Origin of the sequence: Acutalibacter intestini, assembly GCF_034334985.1 — a bacterium.
GTDB classification, from domain to species: Bacteria; Bacillota; Clostridia; order Oscillospirales; family Acutalibacteraceae; genus Acutalibacter; species Acutalibacter intestini.
In genome coordinates, this window is record NZ_JAWXXL010000001.1 from 62,457 (window position 1) to 85,097 (window position 22,641).

A 22,641-nucleotide genomic window follows, 5' to 3' on the forward strand; every position below is an offset into this window, starting at 1 on the left:
GTATGCCCGTACCGCCGCGCGCAGCGTTCCCGTGCCAGAATCGAAACACCATATAAGGTGTGGCCATAGTAAAAGGTTTGACCATCCAAAAAGGTGTGACCATCCAAGGTTTAACCAGAAATGGTCTGATCGGCCGCAAGAGTTTGCTGCATAACAAAAATGGACTGCCCAACCCACGCGCAATCTTTGCGCGGCGCCGCTTATACAGAAGCCCCCTCTCAATCCAAGTTTTTTTGAAAGGACAATCCCCTATGGAAAAACTCATCGTGTCGTCCTCTCCCCATTTTAACGGGAAAAAGACGACCCAAAATATCATGCTGGACGTACTTGTCGCCCTGTGTCCGGCGGCTGTTGCCTCTGTGGTGATCTTTGGGCCCCGGGCCCTTTTGGTCATTGCCGTGTGCATGGCCTCGTGCCTAGCTAGCGAGTACCTGTGCCGCCGGGTGATGAAGCGCCCCCAGACCGTGGGCGACCTCTCGTGCCTGGTCACCGGCCTGCTGCTGGCCCTAAACCTGCCGGTTACCATTAACCCCTTGATGGCGGCCTTTGGCGGGGTGGTGGCCATTGTGGTGGTCAAGCAGATGTTCGGCGGCATTGGCCAGAACTTCGTGAACCCGGCCCTCACCGCCCGCATTGTGCTGATGAACTCCTTCCCCGCCCCCATGACCCACTGGACGGCGGCCTTTGACTACGGGGCCACCGCCGACGCGGTGACCACCGCCACGCCTCTTTCCGGGCTGATGTATGCGGATTCTCCCAACAGCGCTCCGGACTATCTCCAGCTGCTGCTGGGCACCCACGGAGGCTGCCTGGGCGAGACCTGCGCTCTGGCCATCCTCATAGGCGGCGCGTATCTTATTATTAGAAACGTCATCAGCCCGGTGATTCCCGTTACATATCTCTGCACCGTGGCGGTGTTCTCGGCGCTTTTGGGCCGGGATCCTCTCTTTGACCTGCTGGCCGGCGGGCTGATGCTGGGCGCGTTCTTTATGGCTACGGACTACACCACCAGCCCCCTGTATTTCTGGGCTCGGGTGATCTTCGCCATCGGCTGCGGGCTTCTGACCATCATCATCCGGGAGTTCGGCTCCCTGCCCGAGGGCGTCAGCTACTCCATTGTACTGATGAATATTATCACGCCCCTGATTGAGCGCTATGTAAAGCCCAAAGCTTTTGGCGCGCCCAAAAAGGAGAAGAAAAAGAAAGGGGAACCAGCGGCATGAATGTGAAAGAAGTGCTAAAGCCCGCGGCCATCCTCTTTGCCATCTGCGTGCTGGTTTCGGCGGCGCTGGCGGGCACCAACCTGCTGACCAAGGATAAAATTGCCCAGGCCGCCGCCAAAAAGGCCGAGGAGAGCCGCCTGGTGGCACTGCCGGGGGCCGAGAGCTTTGAAGAGAGAGAGGGCCACTACGCGGGCCTGGACAGCGCCGGAGAGGCCGTGGGCTATGTGTTCGAGACCGAGGGCAAGGGCTACGGCGGCACTGTAAAGGTGATGACCGGCATTGGCGTGGACGGAAACATCACCGGGGTGATTGTGCTTAGCCACAGCGAGACCCCGGGCCTGGGGGCCAACGCCGAGAAGGAGAGCTTCCGGGAGCAGTACCAGCAGCCGGTGGCCAACCTGGCGGGGGGCATTCAAGTGGTGAAGTTCCAGGCCCCGGGTGAGGGCGAAATCCAAGCTATGACCGGGGCCACCATCACCAGCACGGCGGTGACGGGCGCGGTGAACCAGGCCATAGAGCAGTACCAGAACGCCTACCAGTCGGAAGGCGATTGGAAACAGGTGGCTTTGTCTTTTAAACCCAGCGTGATTAAAAGTCAGGAAGGGGATGCGTGATATGGACGAGAAAAAGAGCCTATTGAAGGAATTTACCAAGGGCATTATTAAAGAAAACCCCGTACTGCGGCTGATGCTGGGCTGCTGCGCCACTTTGGCGGTGACCACGGCGGCCAGCAACGCCATTGGCATGGGCGCGGCCACCACCTTTGTGCTGGTCTGCTCCAACGCGGTGATCTCCCTTTTGCGCGGTGTGATCCCCAATAAGGTGCGCATCCCGGCCTTTATCACCGTCATCGCCGGGTTCGTCACCATTGTGCAGCTGTTTATCAAAGCGTTCTCCCCTGCTCTGGATACCGCCCTGGGGGTGTTTTTGCCCCTGATTGTGGTGAACTGCATCATCCTGGGCCGGGCGGAGATGTTCGCCAGCAAGAATAAGGTGCTGCCCTCTGTCATCGACGGCCTGGGCATGGGGGTGGGCTTTACCGCCGCTATGCTGGCTATGGGCATCATCCGCGAGCTGCTGGGGGCCGGCACGGTGTTTGGCCTGCCGGTGCTTTCGGGCTTTATGGAGCCCATCATCATCTTTCTGCTGCCTCCGGGGGGCTTCTTTGTGTTCGGCATGCTCATCGCCCTGGCCGGGAAGCTCTCTAAAGAGGGCAAGGCCCCCCAGAGCATGGGCTGCGGCAGCTGCCCCTTTGCGGCCAGCTGTAGCAAAATTGGCGAAAAAGAAAACCGCGAGGGAAAGGAGGCCGCTGACTGATGGACGCCCAAACCATACGCTCTTTGGTGGCCATTTTCCTGGCCGCTATCTTGACCGAGAACTACGTACTGAATAAATTTTTAGGCATCTGCCCCTTTTTGGGGGTTTCCAAAAAGCTGGACACCGCCTTTGGTATGAGCTGCGCCGTTACCGTGGTCATGGTCATTGCCACTGGGGTGACCTGGCCCATTTACAGCTACATCCTGGCCCCCAACGGCCTGGAATACTTGCAGACCCTGGTGTTCATTCTGGTCATCGCGGCCCTGGTGCAGCTGCTGGAGACCGTGCTGCACAAATACATGCCGCCGCTGTACAGCAGCCTGGGCATCTACCTGCCGCTGATTACCACCAACTGCGCCGTGCTGGGCGTGACCATGCTGGTGCTGGAAAAGGGCGCGGCGGACCCCAGCTTTGGCTATGTGCAGTCCCTGGTAAACGCCTTTGGCAGCGGCGTGGGCTTTTTGGTGGCCATGATCTTGTTCGCCGGGGTGCGGGAGCGCCTGGAGGACTGCGACATCCCCAAGACCTTCCAGGGCCTGCCCATCACTTTGGTGGCGGCGTCCCTGGTGGCGGTGTCTTTCCTGGGCTTCAACGGCGTGGTAGACAGGCTGGCAGGCTAAGCCAGCGCAGCGCCCATTCAGATTTTTTACAAAAGAAAGCAGGAATGATATGGATATACTGATTCCCATTGCAATCGTGGGCGCCATCGGTCTGCTGGCCGGTGTGGTGCTGGCTGTGGCCAGCATTGTGATGGCGGTGCCCAAGGACGAAAAAGCCGAGGCCCTGGAGGGCGTTCTCCCTGGGGCCAACTGTGGGGCCTGCGGCTACTCGGGCTGCTCGGGCTATGCCGCCGCTATGGCAAAAGGCGAGGCCGCGCCCGGGCTGTGCTCCCCTGGGGGCGCGGCGGTAGCCGCCCAGTGCGGGGAGATTTTGGGCTCCGGCGCGGTGGAGATGGAGCGCAGGGCCGCCCTGGTGCGCTGCGCGGGCAGCGCGGACCACACCACCGAAAAAATGGACTATGACGGCCTGCCAAGCTGCGCGGCCTCGGCTCTTTTGGCCGGGGGGGCCTCCAGCTGCCGGTTTGGCTGTCTGGGTCTTGGGGACTGCGCCGCTGTGTGCGGCTATGGGGCCATTCAGGTGTGCAACGGGGTGGCTATCATTGACCAGGACAAATGCGTGGCCTGCGGCCAGTGCGTAAAGGCCTGCCCCAAGGGGCTTATTCAGCTGCTGCCCGTCAAGCCCCAGGCCGTGGTGCGCTGCTCCAGCTGCGACAAGGGCAAGGACACGATGAAAAGCTGCAAAGTGGGCTGCATTGGCTGCATGAAATGCCAAAAGACCTGTGAGTTCGGGGCCATTACGGTGCAGAACGGCCTGGCCGCCGTGGACCCCCAAAAATGCACCGGCTGCGGCAAATGCGCCGAGGCCTGCCCCCGGAAGATCATCTATATGGAGGCTTAGGGGGCCCTGCCCCTAAGAACCCCGCCAGGAAAATTTTTTGAAAAAAGTTTTCCTGGACCTTTCAAAAACATTTAACCCGAATTTTGTTAAGGCGTACCAGCCAGCCCCTGCCACGAAGCCGTAAGCTGGGCGGGAACCGCTGGCTTTAATTTTAGAACCTATACCGATAGGATTTGCGCCCGGATCTTTTAGCACCTCAAGAAAACTTCTATTGGTACAGGCCCATAGAAGAGAAAAGGAGAATCTTTATGCAAATTACCAGAAACAGCTACCTTACCGAAGCGCTTTACAACACGTATCAAAAAGACCCCGGCAGGAATATGGACGAGGCCTCTTTCGCGGAGATGGTCCGGTCTGTTACAGGGGAAACCGGCCACTGCGTCAGCCCGGGGGCGCAGCTTTTGTGGGACTACAAGGACTGGAAAGCAGCCCAGCCCCCACGGCAGCTGCCCAGCTCCAAAGGGGCTACCCAGGAGAACATTGCCTACCTGAAGGAACACTTTTCCGGCAGCCTCAGCCTGTTCCAAAAAGTAGACGCCCTGGATACAATGGTAGAGATGGGGATTCTGACCGAAAAGGAAATGCTGGAGGCCGTTATGGGCCCCATTACCCTGGAGACGGTGGACAAGGAGAAGATGGTGGTCGCCGTCCCGGTGGGGTCCGCCCGGTACATGCCCCAGTGGGACAGCTTTTTCACCAGCGGGGCCTTTGCCCAGGCCGACGGTTTGGAGGAGCTGTTTAAGATTTTAGACCGGCAGCTGAAGGACGCGGAGGACAAGGACGCCGCGGAGGAGATCAAGGAAGTGCTGGAGCAGTTGTCCCGCCGGTCCTTTGGGGCCAGCTGGGGCGTGGCGTAGAGTAGAGGCTGAGGAGGCCGCCAGTGAGACGGGGGTCAAGGGGGATAGGTCCCCCTTGTGGGGTCCAGGGGCGAAGCTCCTGGCGAGGTTTGGGCGAGAAGCCCAAGGTCTTGCCGTAAGGCGCCGCCCTTTGCGCCTGAAGGCCACTCCGTATGACAAAAAGAAAGGGGGATCCGCCATGCCGGAAATTACCGAACAAGACCTGAAAAAGCAGCTTTCCGCCGGCCAGCCGGCCCCCCTGTACCTTTTGTGGGGGGAGGAAAAGCACCTGCTGGGCCGCACGGCCCGGCGGCTGGTGCGGCGGCTGGGGGGCGAGGATTTTCCCGCGTTTAACCGCAGCGAGTTCTCCGCGGAGGCAGCGATGGAAAATATTGCAGACGCGGTGCTGGCTCTGCCCTTTATGGCAGAGCGCAAGTGCGTGGCCGTTTCGGACTGGAACCTGGACGAAAAGCCCCAGGCCCAGCTGGACCTGCTGTACGAGCTGCTGGGGGCCCTGCCGGAGACCACCTCTCTGGTGCTGTGGTACCCCACCCTGGACTGGAGCGAAAAAAAGTCCGCCCGGTGGAAAAAGCTGCTGCAAACCGCCAACCAGGCTGGGTGCACCCTGGCCTTTGCCCACCGGGAGCCCGGCGAGCTGCGCCGTCTGCTGGCCCGGGAAGCGGAAAAACAGGGCTGCGCCCTGCCCAGGCCCAGCGCGGAAAAGCTGCTGGAGTATGTGGGGCCGGACCTAAAGGTCCTGCTCTCCGAGCTGGAAAAGCTTTGCGCTTTTGCCATGGGCGGCGGCGGGGGGGAGATTACCCCCCGGATGGTGGAAGAGCTGACCCCCAAAAGCACTGAGACCACGGTGTTCCTTATGGTGAACGCCCTGGTGGCCGGAGAGTACCAGCGGGCCTACGGCCTTTTGAACGCCCTGTTTTATCAGAATGAGGACCCCATTGCCGTGCTGGGGGCCATGGCCTCCACCTATGTGGACATGTACCGGGTGCGGGCCGCCCTGGAAAGCGGCCTGACCAGCGCCGCCCCGGCGGAGTATGGAGACTATAAAAACCGGCAGTTCCGGCTGCGCAGCGGGGAGCGCTGGGCAAAGAAAATGACCACAGCCCAGATAAAGCGCTGCCTGGACCTGCTGCTGGAGGCCGACCTGGCCCTAAAGGGCTCCCGGCTGGAGCCCCGGCTGGTGCTGGAAACCCTGGTGGCCCGGCTGCTGCTGGTCACGGAAGGAGGGCGGCGGACATGAGGGTGAAAGAGGCCATTATTGTAGAGGGCCGCTGCGACAAGGCGAAGCTTTCGGGCCTAGTAGAAGGGACCATTGTGGAGACCGGCGGCTTTGGGATTTTCCGCGATGGGGAAAAAATGGCCCTCATCCGCCGTCTGGCGGCCACGGTGGGGGTTATTATTTTTACAGACAGCGACGGCGCGGGCTTTGTCATCCGCCGCAGGCTAAGCCAGTGCTTGCCCCCCGGGCAGGTGAAGCACGCCTATATTCCGGATATTTTTGGCAAGGAGCGCCGAAAAGCCCGGCCCTCGAAAGAGGGCAAGCTGGGGGTGGAGGGCATGGACCCAGCCCTGCTAAGGGACTGCCTGCTGCGGGCCGGGGCCACGGTGGACCAGGGGGGCCAAGAAGCCCGCGCCCCGACCCTGACCAAAGCGGACCTGTGGGACCTGGGCTTAAGCGGCGGGCCAGAGAGCGCCAGCCTGCGCCAGAGGGTGCAAAAGGCCCTGGGCCTGCCAGAGCGGCTTTCCGCCAACGGGCTTTTGCAGGCACTGAACGCCCTGTACAACCGGGAAGAGGCCCTGACCCAGCTAAAAAACCACATACCAACAGACAGGAGTTGAGAGTCATGGAAGGATACCAGCGGGCCGATCTTTTTTTAGACCTATATAAGCAGATTGAGGATGTTTTAGAGGAAAAGTACCGCCATGCCCGGCGGCACTATTCCAGCGCGGTGTTTGAGTTTATCAAGGATTACGAAAGCGCCCCGGTGCGTGAAAAGCTGGATATTTGCCGGCACATTCGAAACCTGATGGCCCACAGCGCCAATATGCAGGGCGAGCCGGTGGTGGTGCCCTCTCAGCCCGTGGTGGACGCCCTGGAAGAGGTGCTTCATTTTGTGCGGCGGCCGCCTTTGGCCCTGGAATACGCCACCCGGGGAGAACGGGTGATGCGGGCCACGCCAGAGCAAAAGGTGCTGCGGGTGATGGACGTGATGGAGAAGAACGGCTACTCCCATATTCCTGTTATGCGGGACGGAACCTTTACCGGGGTGTTCAGCGTGGGGTCCGTGTTCCGCTATGTGCTGCGAAACGGGGGCCGGGGCCTGACGCCGGAGACCACCATCCGGGACATGCGGGGCTACCTGGCGGTGGAGGAGCACATTGAGAACTACGAGTTTGTCCCAGAGAATGCCACATACCTTGCCGTGCGGGAGCGGTTCGAGCAGGTGCGCGCCAGGAACAAGCGGGTCTCCGTGATTTTCATCACCCAAGACGGCCGCACAGACCAGCCTCTTCTGGGGATGCTAACCCCATGGGACGTCATGCATCCAGCGCAAGCAACGTGACGTTGCATCCAATGTCGCGGGGGCGTTCGCTTCGGCTCACTCGCCGGTGGTAACTTTTAGCCGAGCCAGCGCGTTTCTCTGGGGGCTTCCGGCGGTGTGTGGCCTCTGTCCGCGTTGGCTAAGCTGGCGGTTTACACTGGCGAGGGCGCAGCTTTGCCCGATTCCGCGAAGTGGGTGCAGCGTCACGCTGCTGATGTGTTATGTGTTGTGTTGTGTTACGGTGTTTTATAAAGTCGTGTACAAAGTGTATATTGTTATAACTATAGGTAGAAGCCGTAACACACCGCAACGCGCAACACACCAGCGCAAGCGCTGGACCGTTAGTCGCGGGGGCGTTTGCTTGGGCTCACTTGCCGCTGATAACTTTTGGCTAAGCCAGCGCGGACAGGGTTGGCTGGGGCCGAAGGGGCGGGGCCCGTATTAGCTAAAAGAAAAACACAGAGACGGTGCCGTGCCGGAAGCGCCCAGAGGAACGCGCTGGCTATGCTGATGGTTCGCACTGGCGAGGGCGCAGCTTTGCCCGATTCCGCGAAGTGGATGCAGCGCTTGCGCTGCCCGGAAGCATCCAGAGGAACGCGCTGGCTCGGCTGACCCTTACCACCCAGGGAGGGCGTCGCTTTGCCCGACTCCGCGACTAAAGGTGCAGCGCTTGCGCTGCTTGGGACTTTAGAGGGATAAAGTGCCAGACAGGGGCCGAAGGGGTGGGGCCCGTATTGGCTAAAGCAAAAAAGAGGAGCCGCGCCGGAAGCGCCCAGAGGAACGCGCTGGCTCGGCTGACCCTTACCGCCCAGGGAGGGCGTCGCTTTGCCCGACTCCGCGACTAAAGGTGCAGCGCTTGCGCTGCTTGGGACTTTAGAGGGATAAAGTGCCAGACAGGAGCCGAAGGAGCGGGGCCCGTATTGGCTAAAGCAAAAAAGAGGAGCCGCGCCGGAAGCGCCCAGAGGAACGCGCTGGCTCGGCTGACCCTTACCACCCAGGGAGGGCGTCGCTTTGCCCGACTCCGCGACTAATGGTCCAGCGCTTGCGCTGGGCGCTGCATGATAAGGGGAAAGAAATGGTTTATAATAAAGATATTGTCAACTTGCCAAAAAGGAGAACCCCATGAACGTAAGCATTCTGATTAACGCCAGCGCTGGAAAACAGACGGTTTTGCGGGAGGCCGAGGGTATCTTCCAGGCCTTTCAGCAGGCGGGCCACCAGCCTGTGGTGGAACTCACCTTTACCGCCGGACACGCCGCCCGGGCCATGGAGCGGGCTGTGGCCCAGGGCCCGGGGGCTATTGTCTGCTGCGGGGGCGACGGCACCCTTAGCGCCGCTGCGGACCAGCTGCTTAGCCGGCAGTGCCCCATTCCCCTGGGCTATATCCCCGCTGGAACCACGAACGACTTCGCCAACTTTTTGGGCCTGCCCAAAGAGCCCCCTATGGCCGCGGAGCTTATTGCCCGGGGGGAGCCCGCCCCCATTGACGTGGGCCGGTTTTGCGGCCGCCACTTTATCTATGTGGCCTCCTTTGGGGCCTTTACCCAGACCTCTTACACCACTACCCAAAGCCTGAAGAACTCCCTTGGGCACTTGGCCTATGTGATTGAGGGCATTAAGGAGCTGCCCGCCTTACAGTCTTACCCGGTGCGGGTGGAGACCGCCGAGGGGGGCGTGTACCAGGGGAACTACCTGTTTGGCTCGGTCAGCAACTCCACCTCTTTAGGGGGCGTGATTAAGCTGGACCCAGCCCAGGTGAACCCCACGGACGGGATGTTTGAACTAAGCCTGGTCAAGACCCCCAAGAATATTCATGAGCTGAACCGCATTCTGCTGGCCCTTATGGGCGGCAAGGTGGATGAGGAACTGATTACCTTTGTGCATACCCAGGGGGCCGCGTTTACCTGCGCGGAGCCCATGCCCTGGTCCCTGGACGGAGAGTATGCCTCTGGCGGGCAGGATGTGAGGGTAGAGGTTTTGCAGGGGGGGCTGAATCTTTACCGCTGACACAGCAGCCCAGCGTCCGCAACGTGACGCCGCGCCCAATGTTGCGGGGGCGTTCGCTCCGGCTCACTTGCCGGTGTATATTTTTTTAGCCGAGCCAGCGCGGACAGGGGCCGAGGGGTGGGGGCCCGTATTGGCTAAAGAAAGACATAAAGAAGGGTCACGCCGGAAGCGTCCAGAAGAACGCGCTGGCTCGGCTAAAAGTTACCACTGGCGAGTGAGCCGAAGCGAACGCCCCCGCGACTAATGGTCCAGCGCTTGCGCTGGGCGCTGCAAAGTTTACATTGTGTTCAACATCTTTTGCGGGAAATCCGGTACAATAGCTACAAGAGGGATGATGCTATGTTTGGTTATGTGCGTCCTCATAAAGCGGAGCTTTTGGTGCGGGAGTATGCCCAGTATAAGGCGGTCTACTGCCAGCTGTGCCGGGTTTTGGGACAGGAGTACGGCCCCCTGGCCCGGTTTGCCCTTAGTTACGACTGCGCCTTTTACGCCATGCTGGCCCTGTCTGTGACGGGCGAAAAGGTACAGGAGCGCCGGGCCCGGTGCGTGTGCAACCCCCTGAAAGCCTGCGCCTATCTGCCCGCGGGGGGGGACTCTTACAAAAAAGCCGCCGCTTTGTGCGTGCTGCTTACCTACCACAAGCTAAAGGACAATATAGCGGACCAGGGCGTTCTGGCCTCCCTGGGCAGCCGCTTTTTGCTGCCGGTGGTATGGGGCAAAGCAAAAAAGGCCGCTGTCCGCTGGCCGGACCTGGCCCGGGCCGCAGAACAAGCCATGGAGGACCAGCGCCGGGCAGAGGCGGAAAAGGCGGGCATTGACCGCTGCGCCGAGCCCACCGCCAAGCTGCTGGAGACCGTGTTTGGGGCGCTGGCCGGGTGCGGGGCCCAGCAAAGGCCCCTGGCAGCCTTTGGCTATTACCTGGGCCGGTGGGTGTACCTGATGGACGCTGCCGACGACCTGCGGGAGGACCTGGCGGCGGGGGCTTTTAACCCCTTTATCTCCCGGCTGGGGTTGGAAGGAAAAAGGGAGCTTTCCCCCCAGGAACGGACCCAGGCCGAAGAGGCGTGCAACGCGGCCCTGAACGCCACCGCCGCCCAGGCCGTGAGGGCGGTGGATTTGCTGGAGGAGCCCGGGCAGTTTGGCCCCATTATAGAAAACGTGGCCCTAAAAGGCCTGGCCCAGGTGCAGCGGGAAATTCTTTTTCTGCATGTAAAGGATAAGCCCAGGCGGGAACTGGAACAAGTGTAGAAGCGGCCGGACCGGTTCGCGGCCGGTTTTATGAAGAAAGGGAAGTGTTTTTTTGTATGAGCGATCCGTATAAAGTGCTGAAGGTTTCTCCTTCCGCCTCTGACGAAGAGATCAAGGACGCCTACCGCAAACAGGCCAAAAATTACCATCCGGACCAGTTTGAGGAAGGCCCGCTGAAGGAATTGGCAGAGGAGAAGATGAAGGAGATTAACGAGGCCTACGACGCCATTACGGCCCGGCGCAAGGGCAGGGGCAGAAGCGGCGGCTACAGCGGCGAGGATGACTACGGCGGGGCCCAGGGCTATGGATACGCGGGGCAGAACACGGGCTTTAACGATGTGCGCGGTCTGATTATGTCCGGGCGCATCGCGGACGCAGAGCAGATTCTGAACGGCGTGCCCGTGGAGCGGCGCAACGCGGAATGGTATTTTCTAAAGGGCTCGGTGCTGTACCGCCGGGGCTGGCTGGAAGAGGCAAAGGACCACTTTACCCGGGCGTGCCAAATGGACCCGGGCAACGGCGAATACAGCGCGGCCCTGAACCAGGCCATGAGCCAGCGGGGGGGCATGTATGGGGGCTATAACCCTAACCAGAATATGGCGGCCGGCGGGTGCAATACCTGTGACATGTGCTCCGGCCTTTTGATGGCGGACTGCTGCTGCGAGTGCATGGGCGGCGACCTGATTCCCTGCTGCTAAAAGAGGGAGGCGTGGCTGGTGAAAAACACAATGAAGCTGGCTTTATGCGGCATGGTGGCGGCTCTTTCGGTGGTGCTTATGCTTTTCGAGGGGCTGGTTTCCGTGGCCTCGGTGGCCATTCCGGCAGTGGCCGGGTGCCTGCTGATTCCCCTGGTGGCCGAGGCGGGCCTGGGCTATGCCTTTGGGGCCTATGGGGCCACGGGCGCGCTGTGCCTGCTGCTGGCCCCGGACCGGGAGGCGGTGCTGATCTACCTGCTGTTTTTTGGATATTACCCGGCGCTGTTTGCCCTATTAAGCAAAATACGGGGGCGGTTCTTGCGCTGGGGAGCCAAGCTGCTGATCTTTAACGCGGCGGCCATTGGTGAGGCCCTGCTGACCGTGTACGTGCTGGGCGTCCCTTGGGAGGCCTTCCCCTTTTTGGGGGGCTGGGGCCCGGCGGCGCTGCTGCTTTTGGCCAACGGGGTGTTTGTACTGTACGATTTTGTGCTGGCGGGGCTAATTACCCAGTACTACCGGCGGCTTCACAGGCAGCTGGAGCGGATGTTTCGGAAATAGAGGCCAAAGGCAAACCAGGAAGGGGCTTCTGGCCTCTTCTGGGAATAAAAGGGACGGGAGACGGCCCCAAGGGCGGGCCCTGGCGGCCTTTGTCCCTGTTTAAGGCGGCGGGGCGCTGGCCTGGGGGCTTTCGTGGGAAACGAGGCCCAGGCTGCGTTGGGCAAAAGCGGCCTATGGCTGGGACGAGAGCAAAAAACCTTGAGAAGGAAGGAGGGCGCCATGAAAAAGATTTTCCTTCACGGTTCTGGGCACAAAGCGGAAAGCTGGAACGCAACCCTTGCCCGCATGAAAAACAGAGAGGATATTTTGTGCCCTGACTTGGCCGCGGTTCTGGGGGAAAAGGAGGCGGCCTATGAAAACCTGTATGCCGCTTTTGTCCAGTACTGCCAGAAGGCGGGGGAGCGGCCGGCGCTATGCGGCCTTTCCCTGGGGGGCATTCTAGCCCTGGATTACGCCCTGGATTTTCCAGACCAGGTGGACTCTTTGGTGTTGATCGGGACGCCTTATCAGGTACCAAAGCTGCTGTTTGGCATACAAAATATGGTTTTTCGGTGTCTGCCCAGCTCCTTTTTTCAGGGCGCGGCCTTTGGCAAACAGGATACCTTTGCTTTGGGCCGCTCCATGAAAAACCTGGACTTTAGCGGCCGGCTGCAAAACATCCGCTGCCGGACCCTGGTTCTTTGCGGAGAAAAGGACCGGGCAAACCGGAAGGCGGCGGAGTATTTAGGGAAACATATTGAAAACGCGGCGTTAAAAATTATAGAGCGCACAGGGCACGTGGTGAATGAGGAAAATCCAGAGGCGCTGGCCGGGATATTAAACGAATTCTATGGGGAAAAGGAAGGGCGGCCAGAGGCGCTTGGGTGGATTTAGAACCATCAAACTCTTTTGGGGACTAATAAATACAGGCCTTTACGCAAAAGGAAAAGGGGCAGCGCGGGGCTGTCCCTTTTTTGTGTTTGGGCAATACCACGCCCTTCTGGTTAAAAATCGGCAGGTAGCAATTTTTAAGACAATACCGCAGAATTCTAAGTACCGTATTGGGCAGTCAGATTTTTCGTGAGAGGGTACAGATTGAGCGCCGTCCATCTCACCATTGACCAGCGAACGCTGTGCGCTATCACGGAAAATCTGCAAGCAAGACGGTGCTTAGAATTGTGCGGTGTTGCCTTAAGTGTGTTTATTAAAGGGGTTGAGCGCGGGCAATCTGGCAAGCCAGGGAAAGCCGGCCCAAGCCAAAGGCGGGTTCTTGGCCTGGCGGACTGCGGGCGGCTCCTTTTCATCCAGCATTTCTCCGATTTTAAAACAGACTCTAGCCCCTGGGCGGCTTGTGGTAAAAACTTTTATAATACCGGGCAAAGTGCTCCACGCTTTTAAAGCCCGTTTCCGCGGCCACCGCGGCCACGGTTTTTTGCTGGTTGGTAAGCAAAACCGCCGCCTTTTCCATACGCAGGCGCAGCAGGTCCTGCTTGGGGGAAGAGCCAAAGTAGCGGCTGTAGTACTTGTAGAAGGAGGTCCTGCTCATGCACATTTTAGCCGCCAGCTCTTGTACGGAGACCTCCCGGGCACAGTCCGAGAGCATTTCGTAGCGCAGCGCCTCGAACTGCTCCTTTAGGGGGTCGCAAGCGCCCTGGGCAAAGTCCCGGCATATCCATACCAAAAGCCGCAACATAGCCGCGTGGACCATCTCCTGGTGAAGTGTGCCGCCGGTAAGCAGCTCTTCCTTGATGGTCAGGGCTGCGCTGTTTAGGCGCTCGAAGCCTGTGGGGTAGAAAAGCCGCCCGGTGGGAACGCCAAAGCGCCCCACCTGGTCTTGGGGATCGTTAAAGTGGATGAAGCTGTTTAGAAACTCCGGGTTTCCGCAAAACCAGTGGGCGTCTCCAGGGGCCAGCAGAATGCAGGCGTGCTTTTGGGTAAGGAGAATCTCTTGCCCTGGGGAAGGGCCCATGTGGGAAAAGCGCATGGGCAGCGGGAAGCAGAGAAACAGATAGTCGCCGCTGCCCGCTGGACGCAGAATTTCATATCCAGCGGTTTCCCTGCGCATATAGTCCACAAAATTTACGGTGATCATGGCGCGCCCCCAGAGTCCTCTTGGTGAAGTTTTACTATAACATATTCTTCCCGGTTTGGCAAGGGCGGGTTCCGTTACACCGTCAGCACCCCGTGCCCGTCTTTTTGCAAAAGGTACAGCTGCTCTTCCAGCCCGGTCTCTGTGTTCACGTAGCTTAGGATCTCCCGGCCGTCCGCCGCGGTGCACAAAAATTCCCAGCAGAGCAGTTCTTCCAGCCCTGGTCCGGGAATCACCGCTAAACCGGCCTTTTCCACCTCCAGCAGGGGGCTTAGGGTCTGCTGGGCTTCCTCTTGGCGGATCCGGGGGGATTTTAGCGTCCGGCGGTGGCAGTTCATCAGAAAACCCGTGCAGTCCAGCTCCACCGCGCCGCCCTGCTCCAGCTCCACGGTCACTTTGACCAGATCTGGGTAGCAGAGCGCCTGCTGGCCGTTTTCTGTGGTATCGATGGTGTGGAAATTGATGGTGCACAGCCCGTCGCTGGTCACATAATAGCTCTCTGTCAGGGGAGGAAAGCCCGCCTGGGACAAAAAGTCCTTGGCGGCTTCCAGGGCCTGGGGATAGTTCAGCCGGGGGCTTTTCACCTGGCCATCCTTTTTGTAATAGCACACCTGCCCGCCCTGGCGGGTGACGCTTACCATAGAGCCCTCCCAGGAAAAACCATACGCGGCCAGGGGCCCGCTGCCCTGGCCGGTGCATGTCAGGGCGTCGGCCCCGCAGCCTAAAAAGTCCGCGGCTTTTTGGGCCGCCGCCTCCTGGGTAACGCCCTCCGCGTTTTCTATAAACAGGGGCCTGCGGCGGGCAATGTGGTCAGAGAAGGGGCCGTCGTACAGCAGGGTGGGAAAGGCGGCGAATTCTTGGGCGGCCTCGTCCATAGAATCGTCCAGGCTGGCCAGGACCTCCAGACCTTCCAGGTTGTTCAGGCGGCTTTCTATTTTTACCAGGCTCTTTCCCTCCGCGGTGAGACCAGACTGCACCTCCTGGAGAGCCCCGGTGAGCCGTCCGGCGTAGTCTTGCAGCAGGCTAAGGCCCTCCAGGTCGGACTTTTCCAGGCCTTCTTCTGAAAAGGACTTCCGGCTGACGCACAGGGCATAGTCCCCGACCCGGGAGAGGAAGCGGCTGATGGCCTCGGCCTTTTCTTGGGAAAGGGGCAGGGCGGCCATGGCGGCCTTTGCGCCGCCGCTTTGCTCCAGCAGCTGGGCGGAGATCTCGGTCTGGGTGGTGGGGGCGCCGGCATAGCGGGCCTTTTCCAGGGTGGACTGCATTCCGGTGACATAGCCGGTCAGGTCGCCCAGGGCCCGGCGGTAAACATATTCCAGCTGGGTGCTGCTGGCCGAGAGGCTTAGGCGGGTGTCCAGCCAAAAGCCCCCCAGCAGAACCAGAAAAGCCAGCGAAAAGGTGACAAGACGAATTTTTGTGGGGGTTTTCATCTATTTATAGGCTTCCTTTCTTAGAAGATTATGGATAGTTTTCCGAATTAGAGGGCTTGTCATGCGTGGGAATCAACTTTTTTTGACTGGAAAAACCTTCTATGATATAATGGGTTTCAAAGCAAGTCTTTGAACACACGGACAATTCCTTCTTACCGGGCTTGTCGGGTTTATTATGTGGGGAACGCTGATTTTGGAAAAGGACTTTTGTTTTGCCAGATACGGGCCCGCGCGGCCGAAGGCTTTCGGTTCCCGGGCGCCTTGCTATTTTGTGGCAGGGGCCGCTGGATCAACGTAAAAAATTTAGAATAGAGCCCTTGGACCGCTTTGGGAAAAGCGGCGGGCTTGGGGCGCTGGCCTTGGGCAAAAAGGGCAGGCCCGGGGCTTTGGGGGGGGAGGGAACAGGTGCGCATTTTAGGAATTGACCCAGGGTACGCTATTACTGGGTACGGAGTGATTGAAGCGGCCACAGGGACATACCGGCCTGTTGAGTATGGGGCGGTCACCACCCCCGCGGGGCAGGACTTCGGCCTGCGGCTGAAAGAGCTTTATGAGGGAATGACCCAAATTCTGGCCGCGCTGAAGCCCCAGGCGGCGGCAGTGGAAAAACTTTTTTTCACCAACAATAAGACCACAGGCATTGGCGTGGCCGAGGCCAGGGGGGTCCTTTTGCTGGCCCTGGCCCAGGGGGGCGTACCCCTTTTTGAGTACACGCCTATGCAGGTGAAGCAGGCGGTGACAGGCTATGGTAAGGCCCAAAAGCGCCAGGTGCAGGAAATGACCCGGCGGCTGCTGAACCTGCCGGGCATCCCAAAGCCAGACGACACAGCCGACGCCCTGGCCCTGGCTATTTGTCACGGCCAAGCGGCGGGTTCGCCCCTGCGGCGGGGGATGATACAGCTGGACCGGCGATAAGAGGCGGAAGCGGCGAAGAGGGCATAGACGCACGGTAAACGCCAAGGCCCAAGAGCGGCCAAAGCCAAACTTTGGCCGCCGGAGGCCTGCCGTCCCTCAAAAAAAATTCACACCAGGTGTAAAACTAAAAGGAGGCCAACCATGTTTTATAGTATTACGGGCAAGGTGGCCCATACCGGGCCGGGTATGGCGGTGATTGACGTGGGCGGGGTGGCGTTTCGGTGCAATACCTCTATGGGCACCCTGCGCACCCTGCCGCCCATTGGGGGGCAGGCCACGCTTTTTACCTATTTAAACGTGCGGGAGGACGCCCTGGACCTGTACGGTTTTGCCAGCCAGCTGGAGCTGAACTGCTACAAAATGCTTACGGCCATCAGCGGCGTGGGGCCAAAGGCGGCGCTCTCCATTCTGTCAGAGATGAGCCCCGAGGACGTGGCCCTTTCCGCCGCCGCCGGGGACGCCAAGCGCTTTACCCGGGCCAGCGGCGTGGGGGCCAAGCTGGCCCAGCGCATTGTGCTGGAGATGAAGGACAAGGTAAAGGGCCTTAGCTTTGCGGGCACAGAGCTGGACCTTTCTCTGCCCCAGCCCGGGGGCCCCTCTGCCGCTGGGCACGCCGCCCAGGCCGCCGAGGCCCTGGTGGCCCTGGGGTACTCGCCCAGCGAGGCGGCGGCCGCCGTGGCCCGGCTGGACAGCCAGCTGCCCCCCGAGGAGCTGATCCGGCTGGCGCTGAAGTCTTTTGGCAGCGCGGTTTAGGGGGCTGGGCATATGAGCGCTTTTATCAAGCCTGTGGAGAACAGCCCCATCCCCTTTGCCCAGCTGCTGGGGGAGATCACCGGCCGCGGCGGCCCCTTGGCTGTGGGCCGCTTCTGCGACCAGGACGGGGACTACCGCCGGGAGTACAACGTCTACCGGCTAGAGGCCGGGGACAGGGCCTATGTGCTGAAAAAGAGCGATGAGGCGGAGGCCCGCCTGTACGAAACCTATTTGAAGGGCCGGGGCCTCCCGGTGCCGGAGTACTTTGGCCGGGCCTTTTGGGGCGGGGACCTTTGGCTGCTGCTGGAATATCTGCCCGGGCCGGACCTGCGGCGCTTTACCCCGGAGCTGGCCGGGGCCAGCGCCCGGAGTCTGGCGGAGATACAAAACACCTATTGGGGAGGCCGAGAGGACGGGCGCTTTCAGCGCTACTGGCGGCGGATTAACCAAAGAGCCCAGTGCTTAAAGAGCGACCCCCTGCTGGCGGAGGCCTATGAACTCTTTTTAAAACGGCAGGTAGACTGCCCCCGAACCCTTTCCAGCGGGGACTTTCTTCCCCTGAACGCCATCTTCCACGGGGAACGGGTGTATCTCATCGACTGGGCCTTTGGAGGGACCATGCCCTACGCCCTGGACATTGCCCGGCACATTGCCCATGGCAGCGAGAGCCCAGCCCCCGGGGAGTTTCCCTTTTATATGGAGGAGGCCGCCCGGCGGCGGTTTGTGGAGGAGATGTACCGGCGGCTGGAACACAAGCCCTCTTGGGAGCGGTATGTGATGGACCTCAAGCTGGCGGCGCTGAACGAGTATGTGGAGTTTCTGGAGCAGGGCCTGCTGGACCCCGGGGTGAGCCGGGAAGAGCTGGAGGCGGAGCCCTGCTTCTACTACCGGCGGGCAATGGAAGCGGCAGAAGGAATTTTGCGGGAGGCGGGGCTATGAGCCGTATGCTGGACTGGCTGGAGAAAAATGGCGTCCTCTTGTGCAACCAGAACCCGGAACTGCCCGCCCTGGAGGACGTGGGCTGCACCTGGCAGGAGGCCATGGAGCTGGTGGACGCCCACCAGGTATTCTACTGCAAGGCGTATAAGAAGCGGACCACCTACCTTTCCCAAGAGGCCTACTATTTGCTAAAAGCGGTGAAGCCTTCCCGGCCCCCGCCGCCTTCTGCCCAGGCGCTGCTGGGGGTCCTGGCGGAGAACCCAGAGGCGGATACAGCCTTTTTAAAAACTGCCAGCGGTCTTTTGGCCAAGGAGTTCCGAGCGGGCCTGGACTTTCTGCTGGAAAATCTGCTGGCCACAGCAGTGGCAAAGGGCCGGGACTTAAACGCGAACTGGTCCCAGCTGCGGTACGGGACAGCCAAAGAATGGGAGCGGCTGGCAGGGGCCTTTCCCATAGAGACAGACCGCACCAGGGCCCGGGAACGCCTGTGGGCCCTGGTGGGCGGGGTTATGACAGAGCGGCAGTTTGGGGCGCTGGCGCGGTGAGGCCCCAAAGCCTTTTGGGCCCGGATATTTGCTTTGGAAGGGAAGCGGGTCCCCTCTGTTCAAAAGCGGCGGGGGATGGACGCCCCGTGGCTCTGCTGGTTTTCAAGGGGGTTACTATAGCGTTAGGACGGGGCTTTGGTTTAGAGTTTCCTGGGGTTCCGTTTTGGGAGAATGCCCCAAGCTCCGCCGGGGATTCCCGTTAGAAAGGGGAAAGATATGCAAGAGAAAAAATATTGCTTGAGGCAGCTGGACATCCGGACGGCAGAGCAGGCCAAGGCCCTGGGGTAGTTTTTAAAGAGCGAAAAAAACCTATTATAAAAAGGGGGAGCACCCAGGATGCAAGAAGAATTTATGACCCCGGAGGGACACCGGAACTTTTTGGCAAAAAAGCTGTTTGAGGGCGGCGGAGCCATTCAGTGGGCAGCCTTGGCTTATATTGAGAAGGGCGGCGGTGGCCCGGCGGGAAACCACACCCACGAGAGCGGCCATATCTTCATTGTGACAGAGGGCCGGGTGCGGGTGATGCTGGGGGAAGAGGCCCATATGGTGGAAAAGGACCACAGCTTTGTGGTGCCGGGGGGCGCGGCCCATTCCATTTGGAACGACAGCGATGAAACGGCGAAGGTTATTAAAATCAACGTAACACAGACCTAGGCCCGGGGAAGGAGGAAACGGACAGAATGATAGAAAAAAGCGGCGGCCCGGGCAGCGCCCAGTATGGCATTGACTGGAACGAAAGAGACGCTATGGCGGGCGATGACCTGGATCTGGAAAACCGCCTGATGGACACTGGCTATGCCCCCGGGGACCAGGAGGTGGAAAATCCCCTGCGGCCCAAGACCTTTGGGGAGTATATTGGCCAGGACAAGGTAAAGGAGAACCTGAAAATATATATTGAGGCGGCCAAAAGCCGGAAGGAGAGCCTGGACCACGTGCTGCTGTATGGCCCGCCGGGCCTGGGCAAAACCACCCTGGCGGGCATTGTGGCAGAGGAAATGGGCAGCAACCTGCGCATTACCAGTGGACCGGCCATTGAAAAGCCCGGAGATCTGGCCGCGCTGCTGACCAACCTCTCCTCCGGGGACGTGCTGTTCATTGACGAGGTCCACCGCCTGCCCCGGCTGGTGGAGGAGATCTTGTATCCAGCCATGGAGGACTTTGCCCTGGACATTATCACCGGAAAGGGGCAGATGGCCGCCAGCTACCACCTGCCCCTGCCCCGGTTCACCCTGGTGGGGGCCACCACCCGGGCGGGGCAGCTCTCGGCCCCATTGCGGGACCGGTTTGGGGTGATGCTCCGCCTGGAACTGTACAACCCCCAGGAGCTAGGACAAATCGTCCGGCGCAGCGCCCGCATTCTACAGGTGGAGATAGAGGCGGACGCCGCCCTGGAGCTGGCCTCCCGCAGCAGGGGCACCCCCCGCATTGCCAACCGGCTCTTAAAGCGGGTGCGGGACTTTGCCCAGGTAATGAGCGGGGGCGTGATTACCCTGAACACCGCCCAGATCGCCCTGGAGCGCATGGAGATTGACGAACTGGGCCTGGACCAGAGCGACCGGAATATGCTGGCGGCCATTATCAAAAATTATGGGGGCGGGCCCGTGGGGCTGGAGACCCTGGCGGCGGCCATTGGCGAAGAGGCGGTGACCATTGAGGACGTGAACGAGCCCTACCTAATGCAGCTGGGCTTTTTGACCCGCACCCCCCGGGGCCGCTGTGTCACCCCGGCGGCCTGCGCCCACCTGGGCCTGCCCCTGCCCAGCCGGCTGCGGGCAGAAGAGGAGCTGCAAATGAGAATGGAGTGAGAGCCATGGCAGATATTGTAGAAAAGAACCGGCGGGACTGGGAGGAAATTTCCCAGAAGTATATGGCTTTTAACCTATCGGACAAAATATTGGAACGCCTGAAAACAAGGCCCCAGAGCGCCTTTGACCCAGCGGTGTGGGCCATGCTGCAAAGGTATGTGCCGGAGCTTTTGAACAGGCGGGTCTGTGTGCCCTCCAGCGGGGACAATAACGCGGCGCTGGCTTTTGCCCTGCTGGGGGCCCGGGTGACCTCCTGCGACATCTCAAAAAACCAGCTGGCCGCGGCAAAGGCCGCCGCCGGGAAGCTGGGGCTGGAAAAACGCATGACCTTTCAACAGGAGGATACCATGCGGCTGGCGGGAGTGCCGGACGGCGAATACGATTTGGTATACACCTCCAATGGGGTGCATGTGTGGCTAAACGACCTGCCCTCTATGTACAGAAACGTCAGCCGCGTACTAAAGCCCGGGGGCGTATATGTGATGTATGAGCTGCACCCCTTTCAGCGGCCCTTTGGCGAAGGGATGAAGGTGGTAAAGCCCTATGACTGGACAGGCCCCTTTGAGGACGAGACTACCGTGAACTTTGCCTGGCGCATACAGGATATAGTAAACGCCATGCTGGAGGCGGGCGTTGGTCTTTTGCACATGGAGGAGATCATGCCAAAGCCAGACTACGAGCGGCCGTTCTTTGTGGGCAACCATGAAATGGTAAACGGCCGCCAGGTGAGCCGGGAGGAAGTGGACGCCCTATACGACTGGCACAAAAACCCGGCGGCGGTTTTGCCGGAGATGATCGCCTTTGCGGGACGCAATTTGCAGGACGCAATTTGCAGGAAGCAAAGTGAATAAGCCCGTGGCTCCTGAAGAATAGGACAGCATATATATTATAAATCTTAATCTTTTTGAGAAAGTGAAGTGTTTTTTTATGGGACGGCTTTTTGGAACAGACGGAATCAGAGGCATTGCCAATAAAGACCTGACCTGTGAGCTGGCCACCCAGCTGGGGCGCGCCGCCGCCCAGGTATTGACCAACAAATCCAACCGCCACCCCCGGGTGCTCATCGGCAAGGACACCCGGCTCTCCTCTGACATGCTGGAAAACGCCATGGCCGGGGGGCTGTGCAGCATAGGGGCCAGCGTGGTCACCCTGGGCGTGGTACCGACTCCCGCGGTGGCCTATTTGGTGGAGAAGTACAAGGCGGACGCGGGAATTATGATCTCCGCCAGCCACAACTCTTTCGAGTACAACGGCATCAAAATCTTCTCCGGCGACGGCTTTAAGCTGCCGGACGACCTGGAAGAGCGCATTGAGGACATCATTCTGGGCAAGACCGATATTTCCGGCCAGCTGCCCCAGGACGACGGCATTGGCACTGTCAGCCGGGCGGAAACAGCGGTGAGAGACTACATTGACCATGTGAAGAGCACCGTGCACTTTGCCCTGGACGGCATGAGAATTGCCATAGACTGCGCCAATGGCTCGGCCAGCGCCACGGCGGAGGCCCTGTTTACCGAGCTGGGGGCAGAGGTCACTATGCTGAACCAGAGCCCCGACGGCATTAACGTAAACGACCATTGCGGCTCCACCCACATGGAGGGGCTCATCGAGTATGTGAAGGCCCACGACCTGGACGCGGGCGTGGCCTTTGACGGCGACGCGGACCGCTGCCTGATGGTGGACGAGAAGGGCGAATTTGTAGACGGCGACTTTATTATGGCCATCTGCGCCCTGGACATGAAGAGCCGGGGCAAGCTGTACAAAAACACCGTGGTGGGCACCATTATGACCAACCTGGGCTTCCAGAAGTTCTGCGAGGACAACGGGATGCGCTTTGAGGCCACCAAGGTGGGTGACCGCTACGTGCTGGAGCAGATGCGGCTGGAAGGCTACAGCTTTGGGGGCGAGCAGAGCGGCCACGTAATCTTTAGAGACTTTGCCACCACGGGCGACGGCCAGCTGACCGCCTGCCAGCTGCTTAGCCTGATGCACAGGCGGCAGGGGAAGCTTTCCTCTCTGGCCACGGCCATGGAGCGCTATCCCCAGACCATGGTGAACATCCAGGTCTCTCCTGAAGGCAAGCTGGCCTTTTACACCGACCAGCGGGTGCGGCAGGAGATCGACCGGGTCAGCGGCATTTTGGGCGGCGAGGGCCGGGTCATTGTGCGGCCCAGCGGCACCGAGCCCCTGCTGCGGGTGATGGTAGAGGGCCGGGACCAGGTCCAGATTGAGGAGCTGGCCCAAAGCGTAGCCAAAGTCATCAGAGAGGAACTCTGCTAAGCC

The 22,641-nt window shown here is 60.2% G+C and carries 24 protein-coding genes; 22 read left to right on the forward strand and 2 right to left on the reverse strand.

Annotation, left to right across the window (positions count from 1 at the left end):
* The first annotated feature begins 251 nt into the window (after positions 1-251).
* From U8U68_RS00235 to U8U68_RS00300, 14 genes are all read left to right on the forward strand, one after another.
* On the forward strand, positions 252-1,223 hold the full coding sequence (locus U8U68_RS00235) for an RnfABCDGE type electron transport complex subunit D (protein ID WP_322198848.1): 972 nt from the start codon (positions 252-254) through the stop codon (positions 1,221-1,223).
* Positions 1,220-1,837 carry an RnfABCDGE type electron transport complex subunit G gene (locus tag U8U68_RS00240; RefSeq protein WP_322198849.1) on the forward strand — a complete coding sequence of 206 codons (618 nt, stop codon included), beginning with the start codon at positions 1,220-1,222 and terminating at the stop codon, positions 1,835-1,837. The genes U8U68_RS00235 and U8U68_RS00240 overlap by 4 nt, the downstream gene beginning before the upstream one ends.
* Position 1,838: 1 nt before the next feature.
* Positions 1,839-2,540, forward strand: coding sequence for an electron transport complex subunit RsxE (locus U8U68_RS00245; RefSeq protein ID WP_322198850.1), 702 nt, complete (start codon positions 1,839-1,841; stop codon positions 2,538-2,540).
* On the forward strand, positions 2,540-3,160 hold the full coding sequence (locus U8U68_RS00250; RefSeq protein ID WP_322198851.1) for an electron transport complex protein RnfA: 621 nt from the start codon (positions 2,540-2,542) through the stop codon (positions 3,158-3,160). The genes U8U68_RS00245 and U8U68_RS00250 overlap by 1 nt, the downstream gene beginning before the upstream one ends.
* Positions 3,161-3,209: 49 nt before the next feature.
* Positions 3,210-3,998 (forward strand): RnfABCDGE type electron transport complex subunit B, encoded by a 789-nt coding sequence (locus tag U8U68_RS00255; protein ID WP_322198852.1) that lies wholly within the window; start codon positions 3,210-3,212, stop codon positions 3,996-3,998.
* Between the two features lie 248 nt (positions 3,999-4,246).
* On the forward strand, positions 4,247-4,855 hold the full coding sequence (locus U8U68_RS00260; protein ID WP_322198853.1) for a hypothetical protein: 609 nt from the start codon (positions 4,247-4,249) through the stop codon (positions 4,853-4,855).
* Positions 4,856-5,033: 178 nt separating this feature from the next.
* Positions 5,034-6,092, forward strand: a complete 1,059-nt coding sequence (holA, locus tag U8U68_RS00265) for a DNA polymerase III subunit delta (RefSeq protein ID WP_322198854.1) — start codon at positions 5,034-5,036, stop codon at positions 6,090-6,092.
* Positions 6,089-6,691, forward strand: a complete 603-nt coding sequence (locus U8U68_RS00270) for a ribonuclease M5 (protein WP_322198855.1) — start codon at positions 6,089-6,091, stop codon at positions 6,689-6,691. The genes holA and U8U68_RS00270 overlap by 4 nt, the downstream gene beginning before the upstream one ends.
* 5 nt (positions 6,692-6,696) lie before the next feature.
* On the forward strand, positions 6,697-7,416 hold the full coding sequence (locus U8U68_RS00275) for a CBS domain-containing protein (protein WP_322198856.1): 720 nt from the start codon (positions 6,697-6,699) through the stop codon (positions 7,414-7,416).
* Positions 7,417-8,517: 1,101 nt separating this feature from the next.
* Positions 8,518-9,402, forward strand: a complete 885-nt coding sequence (locus U8U68_RS00280) for a diacylglycerol/lipid kinase family protein (RefSeq protein ID WP_322198857.1) — start codon at positions 8,518-8,520, stop codon at positions 9,400-9,402.
* A 339-nt stretch (positions 9,403-9,741) separates the two neighbouring features.
* On the forward strand, positions 9,742-10,650 hold the full coding sequence (locus U8U68_RS00285) for a DUF5685 family protein (protein ID WP_322198858.1): 909 nt from the start codon (positions 9,742-9,744) through the stop codon (positions 10,648-10,650).
* A gap of 56 nt (positions 10,651-10,706) precedes the next feature.
* A complete protein-coding gene (locus tag U8U68_RS00290; protein ID WP_322198859.1) occupies positions 10,707-11,348 on the forward strand; it encodes a J domain-containing protein in 642 nt (213 codons plus the stop codon).
* Between the two features lie 18 nt (positions 11,349-11,366).
* The gene (locus tag U8U68_RS00295; RefSeq protein ID WP_322198860.1) at positions 11,367-11,903 is read left to right on the forward strand and encodes a hypothetical protein; all 537 of its coding nucleotides are present in this window, start codon (positions 11,367-11,369) and stop codon (positions 11,901-11,903) included.
* A gap of 219 nt (positions 11,904-12,122) precedes the next feature.
* The gene (locus tag U8U68_RS00300) at positions 12,123-12,776 is read left to right on the forward strand and encodes an alpha/beta fold hydrolase (protein ID WP_322198861.1); all 654 of its coding nucleotides are present in this window, start codon (positions 12,123-12,125) and stop codon (positions 12,774-12,776) included.
* 439 nt (positions 12,777-13,215) lie between these two features.
* On the opposite strand, the gene U8U68_RS00305 is transcribed toward U8U68_RS00300, so the two are convergent.
* Entirely contained in the window at positions 13,216-13,974 is a 759-nt protein-coding gene (locus U8U68_RS00305; protein ID WP_322198862.1) for a helix-turn-helix domain-containing protein, read from the reverse strand.
* A 74-nt stretch (positions 13,975-14,048) separates the two neighbouring features.
* Entirely contained in the window at positions 14,049-15,401 is a 1,353-nt protein-coding gene (locus U8U68_RS00310; protein ID WP_322198863.1) for a PepSY1/2 domain-containing protein, read from the reverse strand.
* A 405-nt stretch (positions 15,402-15,806) separates the two neighbouring features.
* Between U8U68_RS00310 and ruvC the strand changes: the two genes are divergently transcribed.
* The 8 genes from ruvC (at position 15,807) to glmM (ending at position 22,638) form a co-directional block, all read left to right on the forward strand.
* Positions 15,807-16,316: a crossover junction endodeoxyribonuclease RuvC gene (ruvC, locus tag U8U68_RS00315; protein WP_322198864.1), complete on the forward strand. Its 510-nt coding sequence runs from the start codon at positions 15,807-15,809 to the stop codon at positions 16,314-16,316.
* 141 nt (positions 16,317-16,457) lie between these two features.
* On the forward strand, positions 16,458-17,069 hold the full coding sequence (ruvA, locus tag U8U68_RS00320; protein ID WP_322198865.1) for a Holliday junction branch migration protein RuvA: 612 nt from the start codon (positions 16,458-16,460) through the stop codon (positions 17,067-17,069).
* A 12-nt stretch (positions 17,070-17,081) separates the two neighbouring features.
* Positions 17,082-18,008, forward strand: a complete 927-nt coding sequence (locus U8U68_RS00325; protein ID WP_322198866.1) for a phosphotransferase — start codon at positions 17,082-17,084, stop codon at positions 18,006-18,008.
* Positions 18,005-18,553 (forward strand): hypothetical protein, encoded by a 549-nt coding sequence (locus U8U68_RS00330; protein WP_322198867.1) that lies wholly within the window; start codon positions 18,005-18,007, stop codon positions 18,551-18,553. Before U8U68_RS00325 ends, U8U68_RS00330 begins: the two co-directional genes overlap by 4 nt.
* Before the next feature lie 336 nt (positions 18,554-18,889).
* Entirely contained in the window at positions 18,890-19,207 is a 318-nt protein-coding gene (locus U8U68_RS00335) for a cupin domain-containing protein (RefSeq protein WP_322198868.1), read from the forward strand.
* A 92-nt stretch (positions 19,208-19,299) separates the two neighbouring features.
* Entirely contained in the window at positions 19,300-20,358 is a 1,059-nt protein-coding gene (gene ruvB / locus U8U68_RS00340) for a Holliday junction branch migration DNA helicase RuvB (protein WP_437124412.1), read from the forward strand.
* A gap of 5 nt (positions 20,359-20,363) precedes the next feature.
* Positions 20,364-21,209, forward strand: a complete 846-nt coding sequence (locus tag U8U68_RS00345) for a class I SAM-dependent methyltransferase (RefSeq protein WP_322198869.1) — start codon at positions 20,364-20,366, stop codon at positions 21,207-21,209.
* A 76-nt stretch (positions 21,210-21,285) separates the two neighbouring features.
* Positions 21,286-22,638: a phosphoglucosamine mutase gene (gene glmM, locus U8U68_RS00350; RefSeq protein ID WP_322198870.1), complete on the forward strand. Its 1,353-nt coding sequence runs from the start codon at positions 21,286-21,288 to the stop codon at positions 22,636-22,638.
* Positions 22,639-22,641 lie beyond the last annotated feature (3 nt).

What these genes read in the sequence shown, in the direction of transcription:
- U8U68_RS00235 (WP_322198848.1), top strand. Translation starts at nt 252, where the DNA reads ATGGAAAAACTCATCGTGTCGTCCTCTCCCCATTTTAACGGGAAAAAG.
- U8U68_RS00240 (WP_322198849.1), top strand. Translation starts at nt 1,220, where the DNA reads ATGAATGTGAAAGAAGTGCTAAAGCCCGCGGCCATCCTCTTTGCCATC.
- U8U68_RS00245 (WP_322198850.1), top strand. Translation starts at nt 1,839, where the DNA reads ATGGACGAGAAAAAGAGCCTATTGAAGGAATTTACCAAGGGCATTATT.
- U8U68_RS00250 (WP_322198851.1), top strand. Translation starts at nt 2,540, where the DNA reads ATGGACGCCCAAACCATACGCTCTTTGGTGGCCATTTTCCTGGCCGCT.
- U8U68_RS00255 (WP_322198852.1), top strand. Translation starts at nt 3,210, where the DNA reads ATGGATATACTGATTCCCATTGCAATCGTGGGCGCCATCGGTCTGCTG.
- U8U68_RS00260 (WP_322198853.1), top strand. Translation starts at nt 4,247, where the DNA reads ATGCAAATTACCAGAAACAGCTACCTTACCGAAGCGCTTTACAACACG.
- holA (WP_322198854.1), top strand. Translation starts at nt 5,034, where the DNA reads ATGCCGGAAATTACCGAACAAGACCTGAAAAAGCAGCTTTCCGCCGGC.
- U8U68_RS00270 (WP_322198855.1), top strand. Translation starts at nt 6,089, where the DNA reads ATGAGGGTGAAAGAGGCCATTATTGTAGAGGGCCGCTGCGACAAGGCG.
- U8U68_RS00275 (WP_322198856.1), top strand. Translation starts at nt 6,697, where the DNA reads ATGGAAGGATACCAGCGGGCCGATCTTTTTTTAGACCTATATAAGCAG.
- U8U68_RS00280 (WP_322198857.1), top strand. Translation starts at nt 8,518, where the DNA reads ATGAACGTAAGCATTCTGATTAACGCCAGCGCTGGAAAACAGACGGTT.
- U8U68_RS00285 (WP_322198858.1), top strand. Translation starts at nt 9,742, where the DNA reads ATGTTTGGTTATGTGCGTCCTCATAAAGCGGAGCTTTTGGTGCGGGAG.
- U8U68_RS00290 (WP_322198859.1), top strand. Translation starts at nt 10,707, where the DNA reads ATGAGCGATCCGTATAAAGTGCTGAAGGTTTCTCCTTCCGCCTCTGAC.
- U8U68_RS00300 (WP_322198861.1), top strand. Translation starts at nt 12,123, where the DNA reads ATGAAAAAGATTTTCCTTCACGGTTCTGGGCACAAAGCGGAAAGCTGG.
- U8U68_RS00305 (WP_322198862.1), bottom strand. Translation starts at nt 13,974, where the DNA reads ATGATCACCGTAAATTTTGTGGACTATATGCGCAGGGAAACCGCTGGA.
- U8U68_RS00310 (WP_322198863.1), bottom strand. Translation starts at nt 15,401, where the DNA reads ATGAAAACCCCCACAAAAATTCGTCTTGTCACCTTTTCGCTGGCTTTT.
- ruvA (WP_322198865.1), top strand. Translation starts at nt 16,458, where the DNA reads ATGTTTTATAGTATTACGGGCAAGGTGGCCCATACCGGGCCGGGTATG.
- U8U68_RS00325 (WP_322198866.1), top strand. Translation starts at nt 17,082, where the DNA reads ATGAGCGCTTTTATCAAGCCTGTGGAGAACAGCCCCATCCCCTTTGCC.
- U8U68_RS00330 (WP_322198867.1), top strand. Translation starts at nt 18,005, where the DNA reads ATGAGCCGTATGCTGGACTGGCTGGAGAAAAATGGCGTCCTCTTGTGC.
- U8U68_RS00335 (WP_322198868.1), top strand. Translation starts at nt 18,890, where the DNA reads ATGCAAGAAGAATTTATGACCCCGGAGGGACACCGGAACTTTTTGGCA.
- ruvB (WP_437124412.1), top strand. Translation starts at nt 19,300, where the DNA reads ATGGCGGGCGATGACCTGGATCTGGAAAACCGCCTGATGGACACTGGC.
- U8U68_RS00345 (WP_322198869.1), top strand. Translation starts at nt 20,364, where the DNA reads ATGGCAGATATTGTAGAAAAGAACCGGCGGGACTGGGAGGAAATTTCC.
- glmM (WP_322198870.1), top strand. Translation starts at nt 21,286, where the DNA reads ATGGGACGGCTTTTTGGAACAGACGGAATCAGAGGCATTGCCAATAAA.